The following is a 22005-nucleotide window of genomic DNA, read 5'->3' on the forward strand; positions in this document are numbered from 1 at the left end:
CCCATAGTTGCAGTAATGACCACGCGCGCGCTATCGCGTCGCCGCAGACCAACCATATTTCTCAACCATGTCGCGGTAGCGGAGCCGGACCCGAAGCTCTCCCAGCCTGTATTCCATCGATTTCGCTGCTCCGACCAGGTGGACGATGTTGATTTCTTCGTAGGGGAAGGAAGGTGCCGTCAGACGGCCGCTTGCCAGATCGAGCCTGGGGACAGCATGCTGCACCAGCCAATTGTCGACCGCCCGAAGAGGGTAGGGCCTGAGAGCTCCCGAGTAGATCAGGCGATGCAGCGGGATCTGATCGGAAAAGAACCGGTTCTCCTGATCTTGCAGCTTGTCCCTTATTTCTCCCAGGAGATTGGCCCAGCGCTCCCAAAGAGGTGACTGTGCCGCCGCACCGAACACCCCTGCATTGATCATCGGATAGCGAAAATATTGCCGCCGAACATCGGCCCCGAAGATCAGGTCGTACACTCGCACGGTGTAATTGTCGGGATAGAGACATCCCCAATAATTCGGGTCCAACTGCGGATGGACGCAAATATCTGCCAAGTGCACGTGATCGACGATATGAGCTATTCCGGCAGAGTTCTGCACCCAGGTGTCGCTGTCCAGCCAGACATATGTGTCATAGCCAGGGAAGAACTCGGGCAGCCGAGGCTTGATGGCGAGATAGGCCACTGCGAAGCCTTCGTTCTCTTTCAGTTGAGCCCCCCCGTTGGACGCGACCCTTACCTCATCGGCCATATTGACGAGGGCGGCGGGCGCGGCGTTCTCGCCGACCTGGATGAACCCGATCTTGAAGGCGCGCTCCTTCAACCGGTGCAAGGATCGGAGCAGGTCTTCCGCCAGAGCAAAATGTGCGGCGTCGCAGGCAGTCGCTACGATGGTACGCTTCAAGGCAGACTCCTTCGTCTCCAAATTGCCTGGGGAGCGTTCGTGGGCTTGCCCAAAAGGCAAATGCCGTCGTTCACCAGCTGCGGCCAACGAGGTCATAGTCTGTCCTAGGCCGCGGTGGGGTGCTAGTGCGGAGCAGGGCCCGAAATAGCTCGTGTGTCTATTCTGCCGGCGAGGCGAGTGCTGCCCTATATCTGCCGGGATTTTTGCTGTAGAAATTCTTCAAGTCTGTGGAACGAGAGGTCCGGACTGGTAACCGCGAAAATCGAGCACGCTGACATGACATATCGCTGCCAGTTCTTGCTGCGCTTTCCGTTGCTGCCGCTTTTCCTTGTCCTCCTTTCGGTGGGGGCTCAGGCTGCGACCGAAACGGTCCCGACTTCCGTTATGCACAACCGATTGGCGATCGTGATCGGCAACACCGACTACAAGAGCACGCGTATCGAGGACCTTCCGAACGCAAGGAACGATGCGACCAAGCTTGCGGACAGCCTGAAGCGGCTGAATTTCGATGTGCTGTTGGGTACTGACCTCTCGACTAACGGTTTCGAGGAACTGTTTCGCCAGGCTGACGCCAGGCTACCGACCGTGAGCGCGGTCCTGATCTTTTATTCCGGTCACGGTTTCCAGCTACAGGGGCAGAACTATCTGCTGCCCACCGATGCTTCCGATCCCGAAAGCCTCGAAAAGGTTATGGGTCGCGTCATCAAGCTGAACGACGTGATCGCGCGTTTCTCCAGCCGCGACCGGCAGACCTTCGTGTTCCTGGACGCCTGCCGCGACAACCCTCTGGGTAGTGGCACCAACGCCCCGGCCGGTCTGGCCCAGGTCGAAGTGGGGGAGAATGCGTTCATTGCCTTCGCTACCCAGCCGGGCAACGTGGCTGTCGATGGCGTGGGCGACAACAGTCCCTTTACCCAGGCGCTCATAGACAGCATCGAACTTCCAGGCCTGAGTATCTCGGACATGATGATCCGTGTTCGTAACGAGACCGAGAAGCAGACGCTCGGCCGGCAGGTCCCATGGGATCAGTCCAATCTGCGCGAGCAGTTCTATTTTACCGAGCAGCAAGTGCTTGATCCGGTGCAACTGAGCACCAGCCTTTCGCTCATCCTGGCCGACCCTATCGCCAAGCAGAAATTGCAGGCGGAGCTTGCCTCGAACGATCTGCAGACCGCCGTGGTCCTGGTTGGCAAGACCATGCGATCCGTCGCGGTTTCGCCACCCTCGACCGCCCCGAGCCAACCCAGCGCTACTCAGCTGGCCAGTCTTTCCGGCACGGAGGGTATCGAGAGCGCCCGCAAGAGTGCAGTGTCCGGGATCGAAACGCTGATAGACACCTCGGCGGCCCAGCAGGGTGAAGACAAGGCAAAAGACCTTGCCCGCAGCATCCAGACGGAACTGCGGCGGGTGGGCTGCTATCGATCGGTCGTCGATGGCGACTGGGGCAAGGGCTCTGAGCGCGCCTTGACGGACTATTACAAGAACACCAACCAGCAGGTGGCCTCGACCGGGCCGACCGTTCAGTTGCTCAGCGATCTCTTCCTGCGCTCCGGTCGCATCTGCAAACAGCCGGTCGTCATAAAGAAGGTCAAGGCGGCGGTTCTGGCGGACGATAGCGAAGGCTCGAACTCCGCCACCGCAGGCAAAGGCAAGAAACCCGGCAAGCGCGCGTCCCGTCCGGCCGCTGCCCCGCCGCCGGACATCAGCGGCGGCATCGGCATCGGCGGCGTATTCTGAACCAGCTAGAGGCTTCCTGCTCTAGCTCGGCGCAACGTGAGTCAGCGAGGGGTTGGCCTCAAGTTCCCGCTTCAGCGAGACGGACGCATTGATATAGGGCTCCTGCCGAGCCACGCTCCAGTAGCGCAGCTCGTCGAGCGGGATTGGATCGCCGGTCACCGCGCAACGCACGAACGAACCCGGGCTCGTCACCTGGAAATCGCCGTCGAGATAACGAATGCGGGCCTCGCGCGCGCCCGGACCTTCAAAGCGGTTCATAGTCTCTGTCTTTCAAACGATTTCTTCGGCCATAAAACGGCTGGAACGTCAAGCGAGGGGAATGCTCGTGACGCTACTCAGCGCCTCCCGAACAGTCTCTCGATATCGCTGAGCTTGAGCTCGATATAGGTCGGCCGGCCGTGATTACAGGTTCCCGAGCCCGGCGTCGCCTCCATTTGCCGAAGCAACGCGTTCATTTCTTCTGGCTTGAGTTGCCGCCCCGACCGCACCGAACCGTGGCAGGCCATGGTCGCGGCGATACGGTCGAGCCGGGCCTGCAAGGTCTCGACAGTATCGTTGTCGGCGATCTCGTCTGCAAGGTCGCGAATGAGCGCCGCAGCGTCGATCTCGCCCAGCATGGCCGGCGTCTCGCGCACTGCGATCGCACCCGGACCGAAGCGCTCGATCGAGAGGCCGAAGCGCTTGAGCGTTTCGGCATGGGCCGAAAGCCGCGCCACATCATCCTCCGGCAGGTCGACGATTTCCGGAAGGAGCAGCATCTGCGCGGCGAGGGGACGGATGCGCATCGCCTGCTTCAGCGCCTCGTAGACAAGCCGTTCATGGGCGGCATGCTGGTCGACGATGACGAGCGACTCGCGGGTTTGCGCCACGATATAATTCTCGTGAATCTGCGCCCGTGCAGCGCCCAGGCTCATCTGGACGAGCGCTTCGTCGACGGCCGCGGAGCCGGCGCGCGCATCGCCGCTGTCCAGCGGCCCGGCATCGAACTCAGCCTGCGTAGGCTCGCCGAACCCGGTCTCTAGAGGGCGCGAGGGCGATCGTGCATAGTCGAAGCCAGCGCTTGCGGCGCGGAACAAGGGATTGAATGTCCGGTGGCCGTTGGCCGGCCCCGGATGGGAATAGGCGGGGTGGCCGGTGCGGAAGGCATTCAGCATCGCCTCGGCGCCGGTGGTCGCGGGCCGGATGCCGGCCGAAGCAAGCGCCTCCCGGATTGCACCTATGATCAATCCGCGCACCAGCCCGGGGTCGCGGAAGCGCACATCCGCCTTCGCAGGATGCACGTTGACATCGACATCCGCTGGATTGAGCGTGAGGAAGAGCACAGTGACAGCGTGGCGGTCGCGTGGCAATGCGTCGGAAAATGCCCCGCGGATCGCGCCTGCGATAAGCTTGTCGCGCACCGGCCGCCCATTGACATAGGCATATTGCTGCAACGCATTGGCGCGAGAAAAGCTCGGCAGCGAGATGCGGCCCTCGAGGCGGATCCCCTCGCGCTCCGCATCGACCATGATCGAGTTATCAGCAAAATCCGCACCGACCACGTCCGCGATGCGCTTGAGCCGGCCTCCCGGGCTATCGTCGGCGGGAAGATAGTCCTGGCCGGCACGGTCGCTGCCGGCAAGAGTAAAGCGCACCGCGGGGAAGGCGATGGCGACTCGTTTGATCACATCGGCAATCGCAGAGCCTTCCGCCCGTTCGCCTTTCATGAATTTCAGACGCGCCGGCGTCGAGAAGAACAGGTCGCGTACCTCGACCGTCGTGCCCCGATTGGCGGCGGCCGGGCGCACCGGCGAGAGCTCGCCTGCCTGGACGCGGATCTCGGTCGCGCTATCCGCGCTTGCCGTGCGCGAGCGGATCGAAAGCTTCGACACCGAGCCGATAGACGGAAGCGCCTCGCCACGGAAGCCGAGCGAGCGAATGTCGTGAATGTCGTCGGAGAGCTTCGACGTGCAGTGACGCGCGACAGCCAGCTCCAATTCGCCGGGCGCGATGCCTGATCCGTCGTCGCTCACACGGATCAGTGACAACCCGCCGCCCGAGGTCACGACCTCGATCTTGGTCGCGCCCGCGTCGAGCGCATTTTCGACGAGCTCCTTCACCACGCTCGCGGGCCGCTCGATCACCTCGCCTGCGGCGATCTGGTTGATCATCGTTTCGGAAAGCTGGCGGATGGGCATGTGCGAATAATAGCGGATTCGAGCAGGGAGTGGAGAGAATATGGCGAGGCATCTGTTATTTCACGCAGCCGGCCCGCGGCTTTTCTGTCCGTTCCTCCAACAGTAGCGCATAAGCTTCGCGATCGCTTACACCTTGGAACTTCGTCCCGGCGTCATGGAAAAGCCGCTATGACTGATGCGTGGTATGAGGGATATCATCCTCCAGGGGGCATCATGAAACCGACGCCTTTCATTTCCGCCGCCATATTGGCGGCGACGCTTTCTGCCGCCCATGCCGGCGAGGCCGTCAATGCCGTTCGTCCATTTTACACCAATTTGGCATCGGAGGTGGATCCGCAGTTCCGCTGGAAATTCGTCAATCCCGCCAAGTCGAAGCTCGAGGGGAACGACAGGCTCTTGAGCGATGGCGAGACCTGTATCGACTGGATCCTGTCGATCGACGCGCAAGACTATGATGCAGAGGTGCTGGCGAAGACCCTGCAGCTTTCCGAGAAAGGGGACGGCGACAAGGCGACAGTCACGGCCACATTCTATTTGGCTGAGAACCAGCCGGGTCCGGCGGGAGAAGTCGTCTGGTCGCTGGAGAAGGTCGACGGTGCCTGGAAAGTCTCTGATATTGCTTCGAAACCGGGAGGCTGGAAGCTCAGCGAGCTCGACTGCAACTGACGACCCGTGCTGCGTTGAGATGCATTCCTCATCAGCCGAGCGACGGCGGAGGGATGTCCTGTTCGTCAGCTCCGGGAGGTTGCATGAGCAGGAAGAAAGTAGCTCTGGCTGACGCGTGGTATTAATGACACTATAGTGTGACTGCGAAAGTCGCGGAGCTTTCGGCCAAACAAAAGCGCTGGAGCCGAACGCATTGTCCCACTAAAAGGTCGCGCTGCTCAACTGCCGATTTTGGGGGATCTATGAAACCGACGTTTTTCATTGCTGCCGCCATGCTGGTGGCGATGCTTTCTGCCGCGTATGCCGGCGGGCCGGCCGATGCCGTGCGCCCATTTTACGACAAGGTGGGATACGAGACGGATCCGGAGTTCCGCGCGAAGTTCGTCGACCCAGCGAAGTCGAAGCTCGAGGAAAACGACAAGCTCTCGGGCAATGGCGAAGAAGTGGGCTGCATCGATTGGGCTCTATCGATCGACGCGCAAGACTATGATGAACAGGAACTGGCAAAGACGCTGAAACTTTCCGAGAAGGAGGACGGCGACAAGGCGACGGTCACGGCCACATTCAACCTGTTCGAGAACCAGGATTCGGCGGGCGAAGTCATCTGGTCACTGCAGAAGGCCGGCGGCGAATGGAAAATCTCCGATATCGCATCGAAGACGGGAGACTGGAAACTCAGCTCGCTCGACTGCCAATGACGCCGCTGCCGGCTTTCGGCGGCCCAGGCAGATTCGGCAGAACCGTTTCACGATCTGAGAGCCTGCGACAATTCCAGGAAACCAAGCGGACTTTCGTAGGACACCCCACGAAGGTCTGCCTGGCTGCTGTTCTGCTCTTCGCCTTGCCGGGTCATGCCCTTGCCGGCGAGGCGACCGACGCGGTGAGGGCCTTTTACGATCATCCTGGGCTCGAGCTCGAACCGTCGGCCCGAGACCGCTTCGTCGACCCGGCCCGCAAGGTTCTTGACCAGAATGATGCCATCAAGGCCAGCGGCAGCCCGGAAGGCTGCCTCGATCCCAATCTGCCCTTCGACGACACGGATTACGATCTTGCCGAGGTGACGAAGTCGCTCAAGTTCGCCGAACTTGTGAAGGGCGAAGACGCCAAGGTCGTCGTGGCATTCAAGGTGGCCGATGGTGTGGCGCGGCTCGAATGGAAGCTCAGGAATGTCGACGGCAAATGGAAGGTCGCCGACATCATCTCGATGACCAAGGATTGGGCGCTGAGCCAGTTCAATTGCGAATAGGCTCAGGATGAGCGGCTACTAGAATTCATCCTGCTCTGGCCTCAATCAGCCTCGCCCTCGGTAAGGCGGCACTCCCGTCTCCGGCACCCATGCATCCTTGGGCGGTTCGCCCGTCTGCCAGAACACGTCGATCGGAATGCCGCCGCGCGGATACCAGTAGCCCGCGATCCTCAGCCATAACGGTTTCGTCGCTTGGACGACGCGCCGGCCGATCATCAAGGTGCATTCCTCGTGGAAAGCCCCATGATTGCGGAACGAGGTGAGGAACAGCTTCAGCGATTTCGATTCGACGAGCAGCGCGTCGGGCGCATAGTCGATCACGATGTGCGCGAAGTCCGGCTGACCGGTCACAGGGCAGAGCGAGGTGAATTCTGGGCAGGTGAAGCGCACAATGGCCGGCGCCCCGTCGCCACGCTCGATCGGCACGGTTTCCAGCACCGCCTCTTCAGGCGAGGCGGGCTGCGCCGTTTGATGGCCGAGCTGGTTGAGCTTTGTAGTGTCTGTCATGGTCGCTACCGATTGGCGCGCCTTATAGACTTCGGTGGAGCGGAATGCACCCCTCCCGAACTCATACGTGAACATCGCCGTAGGACAACTCCCCCGCCGGTTCCGTGCTGCGGAACGTGGCATACGCCACCCAGCAGTAGAAGACGAAGACGATGACCACGACAAGCCAGCCGGGCAGCGGACCGAGGCTGGCGTTGCCGATGATCTCTTGCAGGGAGCCGGCCACATCGCGGCTTACGCCCAGGTTCTGAAGCTTTGGCGTGGATATCTTCAAAATCCAGGCGAGAAGCAGGATCAGGAACATCCACGCATAGTTTCGCCGCAGTCTGCGCGACATTGCCGCCCGAAGGCTCATCAGGAACTTCGGCCGACGCAAGTCCTCGCCCAAGGACTGCGTCCAGCTCTCCTTGATTTCATCGGCCGGTGCCAGCATTTGGGCAAAGTAGTTCCGCTCGATCAACCGCACGCGGCGCCGGTAGACATCGAAGAACCGGTACCGCCTCGCTTCGATCAACAGAAGCAGCAATACCAGGATCATGGCGAACAGAAGCACGCCATGATGCGCCGACGGAGTTGAGAGCGACAGCGAGAGCATCGCCGCGACGCCCGTGATGGCCCAGTTGGTCGTCCGGTCGATGCGGTCTCTCCAACCCGCCATTCGGGCGATCTCCGCACGGTGGTAATGCGCGAGCGCGGTTATGAACTCGGAGGATGTAGTCGGAAGTGGCGGTGCTACAAAATTTCCCAGGAATTGTTCGGCTGCTGCCTGCTCTTCTTGTGTCGGTTCCATTTGCCACCTCCCAACGGCAAACGTGCGAACCGGTATTGTAGCGCGGTCTCGGCGGCCGGCGCAGCTATTCCTTGGGTCAGAACATGCGGGCGATCGCCATGCAGGCTACCGTGACCACCAACAGGCGTGCCGCGATACGCTCGCCCTTCGCCATTTGCGCACGCAGCTCACTCTCCTGAGCCGCGTTCGCGCCGGGGAGCTGCCGCTGGGCACGGCCCACAAAGGCGCCGAGCACACCTGCCGCGGCAAACGCCGCGACGATGCCAATGGCAAGCACGGTTTCCATGCCGCCGAAATAGGCACCGTGGAAGAAGTACCAGAGCAGCGCACCGGTGAGCATGGCGAGCCCGGCAGCTCCCATTTGCGGGCGGAAGAATTTTTCGGCCCGAATTTCGGGTGCGCGAGCGAGCGTCATGGTGCTGCCTGCCCAGAACACGCCGGCCAGTACATGCAACCCAAGGACGCCGATAAAGACATATTGCATGACATCTGCTCCTCGTGACACCTGAATATGTTATGTTAGATATCTAACAGTTCGATGTCAATCGTTTCGCGCCCGTGCTATCCTTCGCGCATGATCTCGTCTGAACGCAGTCCCATAGGCCTTACGCTGGCCAGCACCGCCAAGCTCGTCAGCAGGGCATTCGATGAGGCATTGGCCGCTGCCGGAGGGAGCTTGCCAGTCTGGCTGGCATTGCTGTCCGTGAAGACGCAGAAGCTTGCGAACCAGCGGAAGATAGCTGCCGGCATCGGTATTCAGGGCGCGACCTTGACGCATCACCTGAATGGGATGGAGGCGGAGGGACTGCTTGTTCGCCGTCGTGACCCCGCCAACCGTCGCACCCACCAGATCGAGCTGACGCAGGCAGGTGAAGCGCTGTTCCTGCGTTTGCGCGAGGCCGCGATCGCTTTCGACAAGCAGTTGCGGGCCGGCCTTGGCGAAGACGAGATCGCCGATCTCGATCGACTGCTGAGAAGGTTGCGCGCCAATGTGGGCGAGCCGGGCTGATGGTCGCCGTCTCTGCCGGGATTTGCTCCGGCGGGAAAATCGGGTCTTCTTTCCGGGGCTGGTGGGTTGTTTCGCCGCCCATGCGCATTTTTGAGAAGGACGATGCGTGAAGAGCTATAGGGTCATCTTGAGCTCGGCTTTTGACCGGTCTTGCAGACCGCGCTACAGAGCACCCCCGAAACCGGTTCGTCCGGCCAAAATGTGGACCTCACGATGAACATCGAAACCAAGCCCGCAACCGCCGCTTCCTTTGCCTGGAACGACCCTTTCCTGCTGGAGGATCAGCTCACCGAAGACGAGCGCATGATCCGCGACGCAGCCGCAAGCTTTGCTGCCGACAAGCTCGCCCCCCGCGTCGAGGAAGCTTACATCGAAGAGAAGACAGATCCTTCGATTTTCCGGGAGATGGGAGGGGCAGGCCTGCTCGGCATCACGATTCCGGAGGAATATGGCGGCTTGGGCGCCGGCTATGTCACTTACGGCCTGGTTGCCCGCGAGGTTGAGCGTGTCGATTCCGGCTACCGCTCGATGATGAGCGTGCAGTCCTCGCTAGTGATGTATCCCATTCACGCCTATGGCTCGGAAGATCAGCGCAGGAAATACCTGCCGAAGCTCGCTTCCGGCGAGTGGATAGGTTGCTTTGGCCTGACCGAGCCCGATGCCGGTTCAGATCCCGGCGGCATGAAGACTCGCGCCGAAAAGACGCCTTCGGGCTACCGCCTCAACGGCTCCAAGATGTGGATATCGAACGCGCCGATCGCCGATGTGTTCGTGGTCTGGGCGAAGTCGGCTGCGCATGACAATCAGATCAGGGGCTTTGTCCTGGAAAAGGGCACCAAGGGCCTCTCGGCGCCGAAGATCGGCGGCAAGCTCAGCCTGCGCGCCTCGATCACCGGCGAGGTCGTGATGGAAAATGTCGAGGTCGGTGAAGATGCCCTGCTGCCCAACGTCTCAGGCCTGAAGGGCCCATTCGGCTGCCTCAACCGCGCCCGCTACGGCATTTCCTGGGGCGCCATGGGAGCTGCCGAGGACTGTTGGTTTCGTGCCCGCCAGTACGGCCTCGATCGCAAGCAGTTCGGCAAGCCTCTGGCCGCGACCCAACTCTTCCAGAAGAAGCTTGCCGACATGCAGACCGAGATCGCGCTCGGCCTGCAGGCCTCACTGCGGGTCGGCCGGCTGATGGACGAAGGAAAGTTCGCGCCCGAGATGATTTCCATCGTCAAGCGCAACAATTGTGGCAAGGCGCTGGATATTGCGCGACAGGCCCGCGACATGCATGGCGGGAACGGTATCCAGATCGGCTATCACGTCATGCGCCACGCGCAGAACCTTGAAACCGTCAATACCTATGAGGGCACGCACGATGTCCATGCCCTCATTCTTGGCCGTGCGCAGACAGGGCTGCAGGCCTTCTTCTGAAGCTGCCACACTAATCCTGCCCGCCGCCTGCGCGGCGGGCTGAGACTCACATCCCGCTCGCCGTCTCGATCACGCGTGCGCGTGAGGGATATGACGGTGGCCCCAGACTGCCCAGGCCGCAACGGCAGCGACGAGTATCCCCAGGATCACGTGGGTCCACATCGCGTGTGTATCGGCGGCAAATCTGAGCACCCATGGCGAGACGATCAGCCATAGGCCGAGCACAAAATTTATCCATTCCTCCCATTCCGCGAATGCCGAGAGCGTAGCGATCGAAAGGATGGCGATCACGACGCCGATAATCCAGGCATTCCACGAGGCGTGAGTGTCGGTTCCAAATCCGACGACCCAGGGGGAGATGAACAATAAGACCGCCAGAACCAGGTTGATCCAGTCCTGTGCCGTCCGGTCTTCCGTCAGGGAGTTAGCCATGACAACCTCCATATTCCATATGAAGCTGACCAAAGCTTTGATTTCGCGCACAAACGCGCTTAGATATTGATTTAATTCGCTTGTGCGCCGGTTCAAGTGGTGGGGGTCGGCAGGCAAGCCCACCTTTCAGCCCAAACACATGTTTTGGCGTCCGGCAGACAGCCGTTCGTCTGCTATAGAACAACAGGGCATCGCATCCGTTCCCCCGCACGGCGTCGATTTTGCAATAGCCATGCAAGCTGGGAAGCGGCAACAAGGGGCAAGGCAGAAGGATCGAGCGATCCATGAACGAAGCTTTTCTTTCCCATCTCTCCAACGAGCTGGAGGGGCTGAAATCCGCCGGACTCTACAAATCCGAGCGCGTCATCACTTCGATGCAGTCCGGCGAGATCGAGCTGGCGGGCGGTCAAGAAGTCCTCAATTTCTGCGCCAACAACTATCTCGGCCTCGCCGATAGCGCGGAGTTGCGGAACTCAGCCAAGGCTGCGCTCGATCGCTACGGCTACGGAATGGCATCGGTGCGCTTCATCTGCGGCACGCAGGAGGAGCACAAGGCGCTCGAGGCCAGGATCTCTGGCTTCCTCGGCATGGAGGACACCATCCTCTACTCCTCCTGCTTCGACGCCAATGGCGGCCTGTTCGAGACGCTGCTCGGCGAGGAAGACGCGGTCATCTCGGACGCGCTGAACCACGCCTCCATCATTGATGGGATCCGGCTTTCCAAGGCGCGCCGCTATCGCTACGCCAACAACGACATGGCCGACCTGGAGGCACGGCTGAAGGAGACCGCGGACGCCCGTTTCCGGCTGATCGCCACGGACGGCGTCTTCTCGATGGATGGCATCATCGCCGATCTGAAGGGCATCTGCGACCTTGCCGAGAAATACGATGCGATGGTGATGGTCGACGACAGCCACGCCGTCGGCTTCGTCGGGAAGCACGGCCGCGGCTCGCCCGAGCATTGCGGCGTCGAGGGCCGCGTCGACATCATCACCGGTACACTCGGCAAGGCGCTGGGCGGGGCGTCGGGCGGCTACACGGCTGGTAGGGCGCAAGTGGTGGACTGGCTGCGCCAGCGATCGCGGCCCTATCTCTTCTCCAACACACTGGCGCCAGCGATCGCCGGGGCCTCGCTGAAAGTATTCGAGCTGATCGACAAGGGCGATGGACTGCGAGAGCGCCTCTACGCGAATGCGGCTCGCTTCCGCGAGAACATGACGAAGGCAGGTTTCAGGCTGGCCGGGGCAGGTCATCCCATCATCCCGGTCATGCTGGGCGATGCTCAGCTGGCGCAAGATATGGCCGCCAAGATGCTCGAGCGCGGAATCTACGTGATCGGCTTCTCCTTCCCGGTCGTGCCGAAGGGCCAGGCCCGCATCCGCACGCAGATGTCGGCCGCACATTCCATCGCCGATGTCGATCGCGCGGTGGCCGCATTCGTCGAGGTCGGGCGTGAGCTTGGAGTGATATGATGTCCAACATGATGCGCGCCCTGGTGAAGGCGAAAGCCGAGCCGGGCATCTGGATGCAGCAAGTGCCCGTTCCCGAGATCGGCCCCAATGACGTGCTGATCAAGGTCAGGAAAACCGCGATCTGCGGCACCGACGTGCATATCTATAATTGGGACCAGTGGGCTCAGAAGACCGTGCCTGTGCCGATGGTTACCGGCCATGAATTTGTCGGCACGGTCGCCGATTTCGGCTCGGCCGTGACGGAATACAAGCTCGGCCAGCGTGTCTCCGGCGAAGGCCACATCGTCTGCGGCCACTGTCGCAACTGCCGTGCCGGGCGAGGGCATCTTTGCCGCAACACACTCGGGGTCGGCGTCAATCGGCCGGGTGCCTTTGCCGAGTATCTGTCGATCCCGCAGCACAATGTCGTGCCGATCCCCGACGACGTTCCGGACGAGATTGCCGCGATCTTCGATCCGCTGGGCAACGCCGTGCATACGGCGCTCTCCTTCGACCTGGTCGGCGAGGACGTGCTGGTGACCGGCGCCGGGCCCATCGGCATCATGGGGGCATTGGTGGCGCAGGTGGTCGGCGCGCGCAAAGTGGTCATCACCGACATCAATCCGCACCGCCTGGCGCTCGCAAAGAAGCTCGGCATCCATCACGTCGTGGACGCGTCGAAGGAGAACCTTCGCGACGTGATGCGGGAGGAGGGGATGAGGGAAGGCTTCGACGTCGGGCTGGAAATGTCAGGGTCCGCCGGCGCCTTCCGCGACATGATCGACGTGATGAACAATGGCGGCAAGATCGCCATTCTAGGCATCGCACCGACCGGCTTCGAGATCGACTGGAACAAGGTCATCTTCAAGATGCTCACGCTCAAGGGCATCTACGGCCGCGAGATGTTCGAGACCTGGTACAAGATGATCGCGCTGGTGCAGGGCCCGCTCGACGTCTCCGGCCTGATCACCCATCGGATCGGCGTCGACGATTACATCGCCGGCTTCGAGGCCATGAAGAGCGGGAATTCCGGCAAGGTGGTGATGGACTGGTGAGGATCGACGCTCACTCCACCTGATCACTCTGAAGGTCATCGAGCATGCGAACGATGACCGGGCGCATCGGCGGCAGCTTGTTGGTTACGATATCCCAGAGCAGGCTCGCGTCGAGCCGATGGTACTCGTGTCGGAGAAAGTTCCCTATTCCTCGAATCCGGAGCCAATCCACCTCCGGGTAGCGCTGAGGAACTGATCCGGCAAGGCGCGCGCGGCTTCCGAAATGATTTCTAGCGCTCTCTCAACCACGCGAATGGCGACATAGTTGTCATGGTAGCCGCGGTAGTCCATGCCCTCGATTACGGTTGAAACTCCGTCAATCTCCTCAAGGATGTGCAGAAGCCGGGCGCGTGGATTTGCCGTCGCCGCCATTAGAAAACACGAACAGCTTCGCGCTCGACATAAGGGCGAACATGTCTGTCGATGCCTTCGCGAGTGCTGAACCCGATTTGCTGATCTGGCAGCGCGGCTTTGAGCGTTTCGTAACTGTCCATGAATTCATCGAAGCCAAACATCTTATCTCGATCCGGATCGACGAATACATCTATGTCAGATGTCGGCTTGGCGGCATCCCGAGCGTGAGATCCGAAAAGGAACAACGCCGCGATGCCTCGGGAGCGCAGCGCAGGTTCGGTTGATTTGAGGCGGCGGATTACTTCGTCCCGTTTCATGGCAACAATATAGCGGCCCAGAAATGGTGAGGCGAGTCGGACAATTGCCGGCCGTATCAGGCTGGAACTGCGCGGAACTGGATGGAAGCTTCCGTGAAAATATGCGGCTCCAACGCTTTCACTGCTCCGCCGGCATGTTCCCCTGAAGCGGGAGTTCGGCAAATTCGAGTGCCCCGAGCGCCATCATGACGGCGTCCCTTTGCTTTTCATCGAGCTTCGCGAGCAGTCGCGCCTGGAACGCGTTCGCAACCGGCACCATCTCGCGATAGACACCGCGCCCCGCCTTGGTGAGCGCCAGATGCTCGACCCGGCGGTCGGCATCATCGGTCTTGCGTGTCAGCCACCCGTGGCGCTCCAATTCGACGACGGCGCGGCTCACCTTGGTCTTGTGCATGGAAGAATGCGTTCCGATCTCGGTCGCCGTCATGGTCGGAAATTCGCCGAGCGTCGCGAGCACCCGCCATTCGGGCCGCGTCAGCCCGTACCGCTCGCGGTAGAGCTTCGAGAAATCGCGGCTCACGGCCTCGGCGAGGCGATTGAGCCGGTAAGGCAGGAAATCTTCCAGCGACAGGATCGGTTCGTCGGCCATTTGCGTTTCGGTGCTGCTTCATCCCCAAGCGAGCTTCAAATGGCTCGCCAGCCCAAAACCCGGAAGGGCGAATATCGGTTGTTAGTTACATTTTTCGATGGTTACATTCGCAACTATCTAGCGTCAACTCGGGAGGAAGCCATGCCGCTTTCCTATATGCCGGGCTTCGGCAACGACTTCGAGACGGAGGCCTTGCCGGGTGCGCTGCCGCAAGGCCAGAACTCGCCGCAGCGGCCTGCCTACGGGCTCTATGCCGAGCAACTTTCCGGTTCGCCCTTCACCGCCCCACGCGGCGCCAATGAGCGCTCCTGGCTCTATCGCATCCGGCCGAGTGTCCGTCATGGCGTACGTTTTCATGGCGCCGAGCAGCCGCTCTGGAAAAGTGCGCCCAATCTCGGCGACAACGAATTACCGCTCGGCCAGCTGCGCTGGGATCCGACGCCGCTTCCGGAAGAGCCGACGGACTTCATCCGCGGCGTCAGAACCATGACTGCGGCCGGCGATATCTTCGGCCAGGCCGGAATGGCAGCGCATGTCTATGTCGCCAATCGCTCGATGGCCGACGACCATTTCTTCAACGCCGATGGCGAGATGCTGTTCGTGCCGCAGGAGGGCGGCATCACCCTCGTCACCGAGATGGGGCGGATTGGCCTCATCCCCGGCGAGATCGCCGTCATCCCGCGCGGCATGGTCTTCAAGGTAGAGCTTACCGGCGCCGCCGCTCGCGGCTATATCTGCGAGAACTACGGCGCCAAGTTCACGTTGCCGGATCGCGGCCCGATCGGCGCCAACTGCCTCGCCAACCCGCGCGACTTCAAGACGCCCGTCGCCTGGTTCGAGGAGAGCGACAGGCCTTGTCGATTGATCGCCAAGTGGTGCGGCCGCTTCTACGAGACCGAGCTTCCGCATTCGCCGCTCGACGTCGTCGCCTGGCACGGTAATTATGCCCCTTACAAATACGACCTTTCGACTTTCTCGCCTGTCGGCGCGATCCTGTTCGATCATCCCGACCCGTCGATCTTCACCGTGCTGTCCTCGCCGTCCGGCGAGGCGGGCACGGCCAATGTCGACTTCATCATTTTCCCGCCGCGCTGGCTGGTTGCCGAGCACACTTTCAGACCACCCTGGTATCACCGCAACGTCATGAGCGAGTTCATGGGGCTGATCCGAGGCAAGTACGATGCCAAGGAGGAGGGCTTCGCGCCGGGCGGCATAAGCCTCCACAACATGATGCTGCCGCACGGGCCGGACGCGGACGCCTACAAGAAGGCGACAAGTGTGGAGTTGAAGCCGGCGAAGCTCGATGACACCATGGCCTTCATGTTCGAGACTCGCTTTCCGCAGCATCTCACGCGCTATGCCGCAGAAGCCGGCACGCTTCAGCACGATTATGCGGACTGCTGGAGCGGTCTCAGGAAGCACTTCAACGGCACACCGGAAGGCGATTGGTCTTGAATAGTGAATGGTGAATAGTGAATGGTGAAACAAACTCTCCCTATCTCGGCTCACCATTCACCACTTCACTATTCACCATTCACATAAAAAGGGGAGGCAACTGGATGAAACTAGCGACGCTCAAGGACGGAACGCGCGACGGGAGACTGGCTATCGTCTCACGCGACCTGATACGCTACACCGACGCTTCCTTCCTCGCACCGACGCTGCAGGCCGCTCTCGACGACTGGCAGCGGATCGCCCCCCATCTTGCCGCTCTCGCCGAGTCGCTCGAGCACGGCGCCGTGCCGTCGTCGCGCTTCCATGAACATGACGCGCACTCGCCCCTGCCGCGCGCGTATCAGTGGGCCGACGGTTCCGCGTATGTCAATCATGTCGAGCTCGTGCGCAAATCGCGCGGCGCGGAAATGCCTGCGGATTTTCTCACTAATCCGCTGATGTACCAGGGCGGCTCGGACTCCTTTCTTGGCCCGCGCGATCCCATCGTCATGGCTGATGAAGCCTGGGGCATCGATTTCGAGGGCGAGGTGGCGGTCATCACCGGCGATGTGCCGATGGGCACGAGCGCAGATGAGGCAAGGGGCCTGATCCGGCTCGTGATGCTGGCCAACGACGTCAGCCTGCGTGCGTTGGCGCCGGGCGAGATCGCCAAGGGTTTCGGCTTCTTTCAGGCGAAGCCATCGTCGGCCTTCTCGCCGGTCGCCGTCACGCCCGACGAGCTGGCCGACGCCTGGGACGGCGGCAAGGTGAGCCTGCCGCTCAGCGTCGACCTGAACGGCAAGCCGTTCGGACGCGCCAATGCCGGCGTCGACATGACCTTCGATTTCCCGCGGCTGATCGCGCATGCCGCCAAAACACGCCCTCTCGGCGCCGGCACCATCATCGGCTCGGGCACGGTGTCGAACAAGCTCGAGGGCGGGCCCGGCAGGCCGGTCGCCGAGGGCGGCTCGGGCTATAGCTGTATTGTCGAGATGCGCACGGTCGAAACCCTGCTCAATGGCGGGCCGAAGACGCCGTTCCTCAGATATGGCGATACGGTCCGCATCGAGATGAAGGATCGGGCCGGCCATTCGGTTTTCGGGGCGATCGAGCAGACGGTCGAGAGGGGCTGACATGGACCTCCTCAGTCACAATATCCGCATGGCTGAGAACAATCGCTGGTCCAACGATCGACTCTACCGCGCCGTTTCGGCGCTCCAGCCCGGCGAGTTCGAGGCTGAGCGCGTCAGCTTCTTCCCCTCGATCAAGGAGACGCTGAATCATATTCTCGCTGTCGATCACCTCTACCTCGATTTCCTTGAAGAAGCTGGCATCGGCGCCGACGCCTTTGACAGGTTCGAAGCATTCGATGATCAGCAACTCCTCGCCGAAGCGCAGTCAAAATCCGACGAGCGCCTCATCGCCTTCTGCCGATCGCTCGGGCCCGGCGATCTAGATCGCAGGGTAATCACGGACCGCCGCGAGGATGGAAAGATCCCCGAGCGCATCGGTGACCTGCTCGCGCATCTCTTCCTTCACCAGATTCACCATCGCGGCCAGGTGCATGCGATGCTGTCGGGAACCTCGGTCAAGCCGCCGCAGCTCGATGAGTTCTTGCTTGACTACGACCTGAAGCTGCGGCGGGAGGAAATGGAGCGGCTGGGGCTGGCGCGATAGGGCCGCTACTCGGCCGCCTGCACCTTTATAACGCCGCGGCGGATCTGATCTTCCTCGATGGATTCGAAGAGCGCGCGGAAGTTGCCCTCGCCGAAGCCCTCGTCGCCCTTCCTCTGTATGAACTCGAAGAAGATCGGGCCGATCACCGTCTTTGAGAAGATCTGCAGCAGCACTTTGGTCATGCCGCCGCCGACCACGCCCTCGCCGTCGATCAATATGCCATGCTTCTTCATGCGGTCGATCGGCTCCTCATGGCCTTTCACGCGCGCATGGGACATCTCGTAATAGGTGTCGGGCGGGCCGGGCATGAACTTCAGCCCGTTGTCGTGCAGCCTGTCGGTCGCGTCATAGATGTTTTCGGTGCCGACCGCGATGTGCTGGATGCCTTCGCCCTTATAGCGCTTCAGATATTCGGCAATCTGGCTGGTCTCGTCCTTAGACTCATTGAGCGGGATGCGGATCTTGCCGCAGGGCGACGTGATGGCGCGGCTCACCAGCCCGGTGATCCTGCCGTCAATGTCGAAATAATGGATCTGCTTGAAGCCGAACAATTCGCGGTAGAACGCCCACCATTTGTCCATGTTGCCGCGATAGACGTTGTGGGTCAGGTGGTCCAGATAGTAGAAGCCGACGCCTTCCGGCTTCGGGTCGCGCGGTCCGGTCCATTCGAACTCGGCGTCATAGGGTGAGCCCTTCTGGCCGTAGCGATCGACGAAATAGAGCAGCGATCCTCCGATGCCGACGATCGCCGGCACGTCCAGCATCTTGTCCTTGCCTTCGTAAGGCGTGGCGCCTTTGGAAACTGCATGCTCGAACGCATGATGTGCGTCGACCACGCGCCATGCCATCGAGGGTGCACAGGGACCGTGCCTCTCGACGAACGCAACCGCATGCGAACCAGGCTCGGCATTGAGGATGTAGTTGATCTCGCCCTGGCGCCAAACCGAAATGTTCTTCGTCCGGTGCCGGGCCACCTGCGTGTAGCCCATGCGCTCGAAGAGAACAGCCAGTTGCGCGGGCTCAGGATGCGCAAATTCGACGAATTCGAAGCCGTCGGTTCCTGCGGGATTGGCTTCGCTGATTTCCGGGGGCGGTCCGTCGTGCGGGAAGGGGCCCATGATTTCCTCCGTTTGCGGCGCGGACGCTGCAAGGATCACATTTCGCCCACTATAACGCGCCATCCCTGCGCCATGGTTGCAATCAATGGCGCAAGATGCTGTGATTATGCACAAATCGTGCATAGACTGGTGGAGAAGCGGCGTGGTGGCGCAGATTGATCAGTTTGACCGCAAGATACTAGCGCTGCTGCAGGAGGACGCCCGGCTCACCAACGGCGATCTCTCGGAGCGCGTCAACCTTTCGCCATCGCAATGCTCACGGCGCCGTCAGCGGCTCGAGGACGAGGGGTTCATCCGCGCCTATCGCGCCGTGCTCGATCGCGATCGGCTGGGCTTCTCACTCGTCAATATGGTGACGGTGACACTCGCCACCCACAACCGCGACAATGCCCGCCGTTTCGCCGAGCTCGTGTCGCGCTTGCCGGAAGTGCAGGAGGCGCACGCGCTCACCGGCGAGATGGACTACATATTGAAAGTGATCACACCCGATCTGAAATCGCTGGCGGAATTCGTCAATGACGTTCTGCTGCCGCACGAATCCGTGCAGCACGTGAAGACAGCGATCGTTCTGCAGACGCTGAAGGAGAGCGCGGCGCTGCCGCTCGGATGAGCCGTTGCAGAGGGGAATGGACCCGCAGCATTTCGGATCCGCCAATCTCAACATCGAGATTTGCGGCAAGCTAAGATGCCAGGCTCCCCCTTCTCCCACAAGGGGCGAAGGGGGAGCCTGGCATTTTGCGTCTCAGCCAATCTCCAAGGTCAGCGATTTGCGCCTGCCTTAATCAAGAGACAGAACCGCTGGTCTGCCCCTCAGCCCTCCTTCACCTGCTTCGCCGCCGCATAGATATTCGTCGAACGTGCGCCGGAACGACAGAAGGCGAAGACAGGTCCCGGGATCTCGTCTAGCGCCTCGACCATTTTGCGCACGTCCTCGTCGGTCATCTGGCCGCTGGTGAAGGGAATGTGTCGAAAGATGAGGTCGGCAGCCGCAGCGGCGACCGCGATCTCCTGTGCTGTCGGTTGACCGGGCTGCTCGTCGTCGGGCCGGTTGCAGATGATGCTTCTGAACCCGGCCTCCTTGATGGCCTGGACATCCTCTGCAGTGATCTGACCGGAAACGGCGTAATCATCGGCGATCGGGCGGTATTCCATGGCAATCCTCTTGCTCACATTCGGCTCCGAATATGGCGACTGTCATGCCATTTGGCGATCAGCGGAGCAACTGGCGCGCCGTCTCATTGCAGGGCTGCCGCAACAATACGATGCTCATGTCGATCACATCGCCGAAAAATAATCACTGATAGTGAAGGCCGCGCAGGAAGCCGCCCACCAGGCCGGCGACGGCGTCCGGCTGTTCCGCGCAGGGAATGTGCCCCGCATTGGGAATGATGCGGAATTCCGAATTGCGGATGAGGTTGGCCATCGAGCGCACCAAGTCTGGCGGCGTTGAGCCGTCCTGCTCGCCCACGATACAAAGCGTCGGCACGATGAGCGCGCGGGTCGATTCCGTCAGGTCGGCATCGCGAACCGATGCGCAGGTGCCAACATATCCATCGACAGGAGTGCGCGTGAACATGGCGACATAGCCGGCATAGTCAGGATTGTCCGGCTTGCGGAATTGGGTGGTGAACCAGAGCGGCATCACGCGCTCGACCAGCACGCCCAAGCCCTTGCGGGCAACGAGATCGATGCGATCGTCCCAGCTTTCGCGGGTGCCGATCTTATGGGCGGTGTCCGAAAGCACGAGCGCGGCCACCCGCTCCGGATGCAGCGCGGCGAGTCCCTGCGCGATCTGGCCGCCGACAGAGAGGCCGACCACAGCCGTGCGCCGGATCCCGAGATGGTCCAGCAGCCCGGCAAGATCCGCCACATGGTCGGTAAGAGGGTAGGGCGGAGGCGGGGCCTCGGAGAGCCCGTGGCCGCGCTTGTCGTAGCGGATCATGCGATATTGGTTGCCGAGACGCTCGACGACCTTGTCCCAGATGCGCAGGTCGGTACCCAATGAATTGATGAAGATCAGCGGCGGCCGGTCTGTCGGGCCGCTCGCTTCATAGTGAAGCACGATGCCGTTTGCGCGTGCGAAAGCCATGGCGCGAACTCCTCCGGATTATGGCAGAGGATGTGGCAAGGAGAGCTGGGGGTCAATTCTGGCTGGCTTCAACTCCCGAGGATCGCACCTTTGATGGTGGCGATGTTGTGCTTCATCAGGTCGATGTAGGTCGAAGCCGGGCCGTCCGCCGGTGACAGGGCGTCGGAATAGAGCGTGCCGCCGATCTTCAGGCCGGTTTCCGAAGCGATCTGTTCGATCAGCCGCTGGTTTGTGATGTTCTCTACGAAGACCGCCGCGGCCTTCTCCTGTCTGACCTGATCGATCAGCTTGGCAACGTCGGCGGCCGAAGGCTCGGCCTCGGTCGAGATACCTTCCGGTGCGTGGAAGGTCAGACCGTATTCGTGCTCAAAATAGCCGAACGCGTCATGCGAGGTGATGATCGTTCGTTTCTCCGGGGGGATCGAGGCGACTGCATCCTTCACCTCCTTCTCCAGTGCACCGAGCCTGTCCGTGTAGTTGGCTGCATTCGCCTTGTAGGTCTCGCAGCCCGCGGCATCTGCCGCACAGAAGGCGTCGACGATATTGGCGACGTATATCCTGGCATTGGCGATGGCCTGGAATGCATGCGGATCGATGTTGCCATGGTCATGTGCCTCGCCGGCATTTGCCGTAGCATCGCCCTCGTCCTCATCGGCAAACTCGGGCTTGAACTCGATCGGGGTGATGCCCTTCGTCAGTTCGACGACGGTTGCCTTGGTGCCGCTTGTTTCCACGAGCCGCTGCAGGAAGCCTTCAAAGTGCAGCCCGTTGACCAGCACGACATCGGCTTTGGCCATCGCCTTGGCATCGGCCGGAGAGGGCTCGTAGACATGCGCATCGCCGTCAGGCCCGACGATCGTGGTGATCTTCACGTTGTCGCCGCCGACGTTCTTGGCGAAGTCGCCGATGATGGAAAAGCTCGCCACTACGTCGAGCGTCTTGGCTTCCGCCGCGGCAAACCCAACCGGACTTAATGTTATAACGCTCATCAAGGCGACGAGACGAAGCGATTTCAGCATTGCATGCTCCTCTTGGTTG

Annotated in this window: 25 protein-coding genes and 1 pseudogene; 12 read left to right on the forward strand and 14 right to left on the reverse strand. The window is 61.2% G+C overall.

Annotated elements, in window-relative coordinates:
- Window positions 1-30 precede the first annotated feature (30 nt).
- Window positions 31-900, reverse strand: coding sequence for a hypothetical protein (locus SAZ10_RS20385; protein ID WP_318611196.1), 870 nt, complete (start codon window positions 898-900; stop codon window positions 31-33).
- Between the two features lie 177 nt (window positions 901-1077).
- Between SAZ10_RS20385 and SAZ10_RS20390 the strand changes: the two genes are divergently transcribed.
- Complete coding sequence (locus SAZ10_RS20390) at window positions 1078-2637, forward strand: caspase family protein (RefSeq protein WP_318611197.1); 1560 nt, start codon at window positions 1078-1080, stop codon at window positions 2635-2637.
- 21 nt (window positions 2638-2658) lie between these two features.
- Here SAZ10_RS20390 and SAZ10_RS20395 read toward each other — a convergent pair whose 3' ends face one another.
- Complete coding sequence (locus tag SAZ10_RS20395) at window positions 2659-2895, reverse strand: DUF2093 domain-containing protein (RefSeq protein ID WP_318611198.1); 237 nt, start codon at window positions 2893-2895, stop codon at window positions 2659-2661.
- A gap of 77 nt (window positions 2896-2972) precedes the next feature.
- A complete protein-coding gene (gene mutL, locus SAZ10_RS20400) occupies window positions 2973-4814 on the reverse strand; it encodes a DNA mismatch repair endonuclease MutL (protein WP_318611199.1) in 1842 nt (613 codons plus the stop codon).
- A 213-nt stretch (window positions 4815-5027) separates the two neighbouring features.
- Here mutL and SAZ10_RS20405 point away from each other — a divergent pair, with 213 nt between their 5' ends.
- From SAZ10_RS20405 to SAZ10_RS20415, 3 genes are all read left to right on the forward strand, one after another.
- Window positions 5028-5480 carry a hypothetical protein gene (locus SAZ10_RS20405; RefSeq protein WP_318611200.1) on the forward strand — a complete coding sequence of 151 codons (453 nt, stop codon included), beginning with the start codon at window positions 5028-5030 and terminating at the stop codon, window positions 5478-5480.
- Between the two features lie 242 nt (window positions 5481-5722).
- On the forward strand, window positions 5723-6178 hold the full coding sequence (locus tag SAZ10_RS20410; RefSeq protein ID WP_318611201.1) for a DUF3828 domain-containing protein: 456 nt from the start codon (window positions 5723-5725) through the stop codon (window positions 6176-6178).
- Between the two features lie 143 nt (window positions 6179-6321).
- A complete protein-coding gene (locus SAZ10_RS20415) occupies window positions 6322-6726 on the forward strand; it encodes a hypothetical protein (protein ID WP_318611202.1) in 405 nt (134 codons plus the stop codon).
- 45 nt (window positions 6727-6771) lie between these two features.
- Here the strand turns inward: SAZ10_RS20415 and queF are convergent, their stop codons facing one another.
- The 3 genes from queF to SAZ10_RS20430 form a co-directional block, all read right to left on the reverse strand.
- A complete protein-coding gene (gene queF, locus SAZ10_RS20420; protein ID WP_318611203.1) occupies window positions 6772-7233 on the reverse strand; it encodes a preQ(1) synthase in 462 nt (153 codons plus the stop codon).
- Between the two features lie 61 nt (window positions 7234-7294).
- Complete coding sequence (locus SAZ10_RS20425) at window positions 7295-8023, reverse strand: DUF2270 domain-containing protein (RefSeq protein ID WP_318611204.1); 729 nt, start codon at window positions 8021-8023, stop codon at window positions 7295-7297.
- 76 nt (window positions 8024-8099) lie between these two features.
- A complete protein-coding gene (locus SAZ10_RS20430; protein WP_318611205.1) occupies window positions 8100-8507 on the reverse strand; it encodes a hypothetical protein in 408 nt (135 codons plus the stop codon).
- 192 nt (window positions 8508-8699) lie between these two features.
- Between SAZ10_RS20430 and SAZ10_RS20435 the strand changes: the two genes are divergently transcribed.
- Together SAZ10_RS20435 and SAZ10_RS20440 are read left to right on the forward strand one after the other, a co-directional pair.
- Window positions 8700-9032, forward strand: coding sequence for a MarR family winged helix-turn-helix transcriptional regulator (locus SAZ10_RS20435; RefSeq protein WP_318611206.1), 333 nt, complete (start codon window positions 8700-8702; stop codon window positions 9030-9032).
- A gap of 213 nt (window positions 9033-9245) precedes the next feature.
- A complete protein-coding gene (locus SAZ10_RS20440; protein ID WP_318611207.1) occupies window positions 9246-10451 on the forward strand; it encodes an acyl-CoA dehydrogenase in 1206 nt (401 codons plus the stop codon).
- Between the two features lie 69 nt (window positions 10452-10520).
- On the opposite strand, the gene SAZ10_RS20445 is transcribed toward SAZ10_RS20440, so the two are convergent.
- The gene (locus tag SAZ10_RS20445) at window positions 10521-10883 is read right to left on the reverse strand and encodes an SPW repeat protein (RefSeq protein WP_318611208.1); all 363 of its coding nucleotides are present in this window, start codon (window positions 10881-10883) and stop codon (window positions 10521-10523) included.
- A 284-nt stretch (window positions 10884-11167) separates the two neighbouring features.
- On the opposite strand from SAZ10_RS20445, the gene SAZ10_RS20450 reads away from it, so the two are divergent.
- A complete protein-coding gene (locus SAZ10_RS20450) occupies window positions 11168-12355 on the forward strand; it encodes a glycine C-acetyltransferase (protein ID WP_318611209.1) in 1188 nt (395 codons plus the stop codon).
- A complete protein-coding gene (gene tdh, locus SAZ10_RS20455) occupies window positions 12355-13389 on the forward strand; it encodes an L-threonine 3-dehydrogenase (protein WP_318611330.1) in 1035 nt (344 codons plus the stop codon). Before SAZ10_RS20450 ends, tdh begins: the two co-directional genes overlap by 1 nt.
- Window positions 13390-13399: 10 nt before the next feature.
- On the opposite strand, the pseudogene SAZ10_RS33640 reads toward tdh, so the two are convergent.
- The 3 genes and pseudogenes from SAZ10_RS33640 to SAZ10_RS20465 all read right to left on the reverse strand — a co-directional run bounded on the left by SAZ10_RS33640 (window position 13400) and on the right by SAZ10_RS20465 (window position 14649).
- Window positions 13400-13761, reverse strand: a pseudogene (locus SAZ10_RS33640) (DUF86 domain-containing protein).
- Complete coding sequence (locus SAZ10_RS20460) at window positions 13761-14060, reverse strand: nucleotidyltransferase family protein (RefSeq protein WP_318611210.1); 300 nt, start codon at window positions 14058-14060, stop codon at window positions 13761-13763. The pseudogene SAZ10_RS33640 and the gene SAZ10_RS20460 overlap by 1 nt, the downstream one beginning before the upstream one ends.
- 118 nt (window positions 14061-14178) lie before the next feature.
- On the reverse strand, window positions 14179-14649 hold the full coding sequence (locus tag SAZ10_RS20465; RefSeq protein WP_318611211.1) for a MarR family transcriptional regulator: 471 nt from the start codon (window positions 14647-14649) through the stop codon (window positions 14179-14181).
- Window positions 14650-14790: 141 nt separating this feature from the next.
- On the opposite strand from SAZ10_RS20465, the gene hmgA reads away from it, so the two are divergent.
- The 3 genes from hmgA to SAZ10_RS20480 all read left to right on the forward strand — a co-directional run bounded on the left by hmgA (window position 14791) and on the right by SAZ10_RS20480 (window position 17760).
- Complete coding sequence (gene hmgA, locus SAZ10_RS20470) at window positions 14791-16104, forward strand: homogentisate 1,2-dioxygenase (protein ID WP_318611212.1); 1314 nt, start codon at window positions 14791-14793, stop codon at window positions 16102-16104.
- 104 nt (window positions 16105-16208) lie between these two features.
- Window positions 16209-17216 carry a fumarylacetoacetate hydrolase family protein gene (locus SAZ10_RS20475; protein ID WP_318611213.1) on the forward strand — a complete coding sequence of 336 codons (1008 nt, stop codon included), beginning with the start codon at window positions 16209-16211 and terminating at the stop codon, window positions 17214-17216.
- 1 nt (window position 17217) lies between these two features.
- Window positions 17218-17760 carry a DinB family protein gene (locus SAZ10_RS20480; RefSeq protein ID WP_318611214.1) on the forward strand — a complete coding sequence of 181 codons (543 nt, stop codon included), beginning with the start codon at window positions 17218-17220 and terminating at the stop codon, window positions 17758-17760.
- Between the two features lie 5 nt (window positions 17761-17765).
- On the opposite strand, the gene hppD is transcribed toward SAZ10_RS20480, so the two are convergent.
- Entirely contained in the window at window positions 17766-18878 is a 1113-nt protein-coding gene (hppD, locus tag SAZ10_RS20485) for a 4-hydroxyphenylpyruvate dioxygenase (RefSeq protein WP_318611215.1), read from the reverse strand.
- 142 nt (window positions 18879-19020) lie between these two features.
- On the opposite strand from hppD, the gene SAZ10_RS20490 reads away from it, so the two are divergent.
- Window positions 19021-19488 carry an Lrp/AsnC family transcriptional regulator gene (locus tag SAZ10_RS20490; protein ID WP_412535254.1) on the forward strand — a complete coding sequence of 156 codons (468 nt, stop codon included), beginning with the start codon at window positions 19021-19023 and terminating at the stop codon, window positions 19486-19488.
- Between the two features lie 200 nt (window positions 19489-19688).
- Here the strand turns inward: SAZ10_RS20490 and SAZ10_RS20495 are convergent, their stop codons facing one another.
- The 3 genes from SAZ10_RS20495 to aztC all read right to left on the reverse strand — a co-directional run bounded on the left by SAZ10_RS20495 (window position 19689) and on the right by aztC (window position 21986).
- Window positions 19689-20030: a TIGR01244 family sulfur transferase gene (locus tag SAZ10_RS20495; protein WP_318611331.1), complete on the reverse strand. Its 342-nt coding sequence runs from the start codon at window positions 20028-20030 to the stop codon at window positions 19689-19691.
- A 142-nt stretch (window positions 20031-20172) separates the two neighbouring features.
- Entirely contained in the window at window positions 20173-20967 is a 795-nt protein-coding gene (gene pcaD, locus SAZ10_RS20500; protein WP_318611217.1) for a 3-oxoadipate enol-lactonase, read from the reverse strand.
- A gap of 68 nt (window positions 20968-21035) precedes the next feature.
- The gene (gene aztC / locus SAZ10_RS20505) at window positions 21036-21986 is read right to left on the reverse strand and encodes a zinc ABC transporter substrate-binding protein AztC (protein WP_318611218.1); all 951 of its coding nucleotides are present in this window, start codon (window positions 21984-21986) and stop codon (window positions 21036-21038) included.
- Between the last annotated feature and the right edge of the window lie 19 nt (window positions 21987-22005).

It is taken from the genome of Mesorhizobium sp. BAC0120 (genome assembly GCF_033542235.1).
In the GTDB taxonomy this organism is placed as follows: Bacteria; Pseudomonadota; Alphaproteobacteria; order Rhizobiales; family Rhizobiaceae; genus JAWRCU01.

Bases quoted from the DNA above. Each gene is read 5' to 3' on its own strand.
- SAZ10_RS20395 (WP_318611198.1), bottom strand. From the start codon at position 2,895: ATGAACCGCTTTGAAGGTCCGGGCGCGCGCGAGGCCCGCATTCGTTAT.
- mutL (WP_318611199.1), bottom strand. From the start codon at position 4,814: ATGCCCATCCGCCAGCTTTCCGAAACGATGATCAACCAGATCGCCGCA.
- SAZ10_RS20405 (WP_318611200.1), top strand. From the start codon at position 5,028: ATGAAACCGACGCCTTTCATTTCCGCCGCCATATTGGCGGCGACGCTT.
- SAZ10_RS20410 (WP_318611201.1), top strand. From the start codon at position 5,723: ATGAAACCGACGTTTTTCATTGCTGCCGCCATGCTGGTGGCGATGCTT.
- queF (WP_318611203.1), bottom strand. From the start codon at position 7,233: ATGACAGACACTACAAAGCTCAACCAGCTCGGCCATCAAACGGCGCAG.
- SAZ10_RS20425 (WP_318611204.1), bottom strand. From the start codon at position 8,023: ATGGAACCGACACAAGAAGAGCAGGCAGCAGCCGAACAATTCCTGGGA.
- SAZ10_RS20430 (WP_318611205.1), bottom strand. From the start codon at position 8,507: ATGCAATATGTCTTTATCGGCGTCCTTGGGTTGCATGTACTGGCCGGC.
- SAZ10_RS20440 (WP_318611207.1), top strand. From the start codon at position 9,246: ATGAACATCGAAACCAAGCCCGCAACCGCCGCTTCCTTTGCCTGGAAC.
- SAZ10_RS20445 (WP_318611208.1), bottom strand. From the start codon at position 10,883: ATGGCTAACTCCCTGACGGAAGACCGGACGGCACAGGACTGGATCAAC.
- SAZ10_RS20450 (WP_318611209.1), top strand. From the start codon at position 11,168: ATGAACGAAGCTTTTCTTTCCCATCTCTCCAACGAGCTGGAGGGGCTG.
- tdh (WP_318611330.1), top strand. From the start codon at position 12,355: ATGTCCAACATGATGCGCGCCCTGGTGAAGGCGAAAGCCGAGCCGGGC.
- SAZ10_RS20460 (WP_318611210.1), bottom strand. From the start codon at position 14,060: ATGAAACGGGACGAAGTAATCCGCCGCCTCAAATCAACCGAACCTGCG.
- SAZ10_RS20465 (WP_318611211.1), bottom strand. From the start codon at position 14,649: ATGGCCGACGAACCGATCCTGTCGCTGGAAGATTTCCTGCCTTACCGG.
- hmgA (WP_318611212.1), top strand. From the start codon at position 14,791: ATGCCGCTTTCCTATATGCCGGGCTTCGGCAACGACTTCGAGACGGAG.
- SAZ10_RS20475 (WP_318611213.1), top strand. From the start codon at position 16,209: ATGAAACTAGCGACGCTCAAGGACGGAACGCGCGACGGGAGACTGGCT.
- SAZ10_RS20480 (WP_318611214.1), top strand. From the start codon at position 17,218: ATGGACCTCCTCAGTCACAATATCCGCATGGCTGAGAACAATCGCTGG.
- hppD (WP_318611215.1), bottom strand. From the start codon at position 18,878: ATGGGCCCCTTCCCGCACGACGGACCGCCCCCGGAAATCAGCGAAGCC.
- SAZ10_RS20495 (WP_318611331.1), bottom strand. From the start codon at position 20,030: ATGGAATACCGCCCGATCGCCGATGATTACGCCGTTTCCGGTCAGATC.
- pcaD (WP_318611217.1), bottom strand. From the start codon at position 20,967: ATGGCTTTCGCACGCGCAAACGGCATCGTGCTTCACTATGAAGCGAGC.
- aztC (WP_318611218.1), bottom strand. From the start codon at position 21,986: ATGCTGAAATCGCTTCGTCTCGTCGCCTTGATGAGCGTTATAACATTA.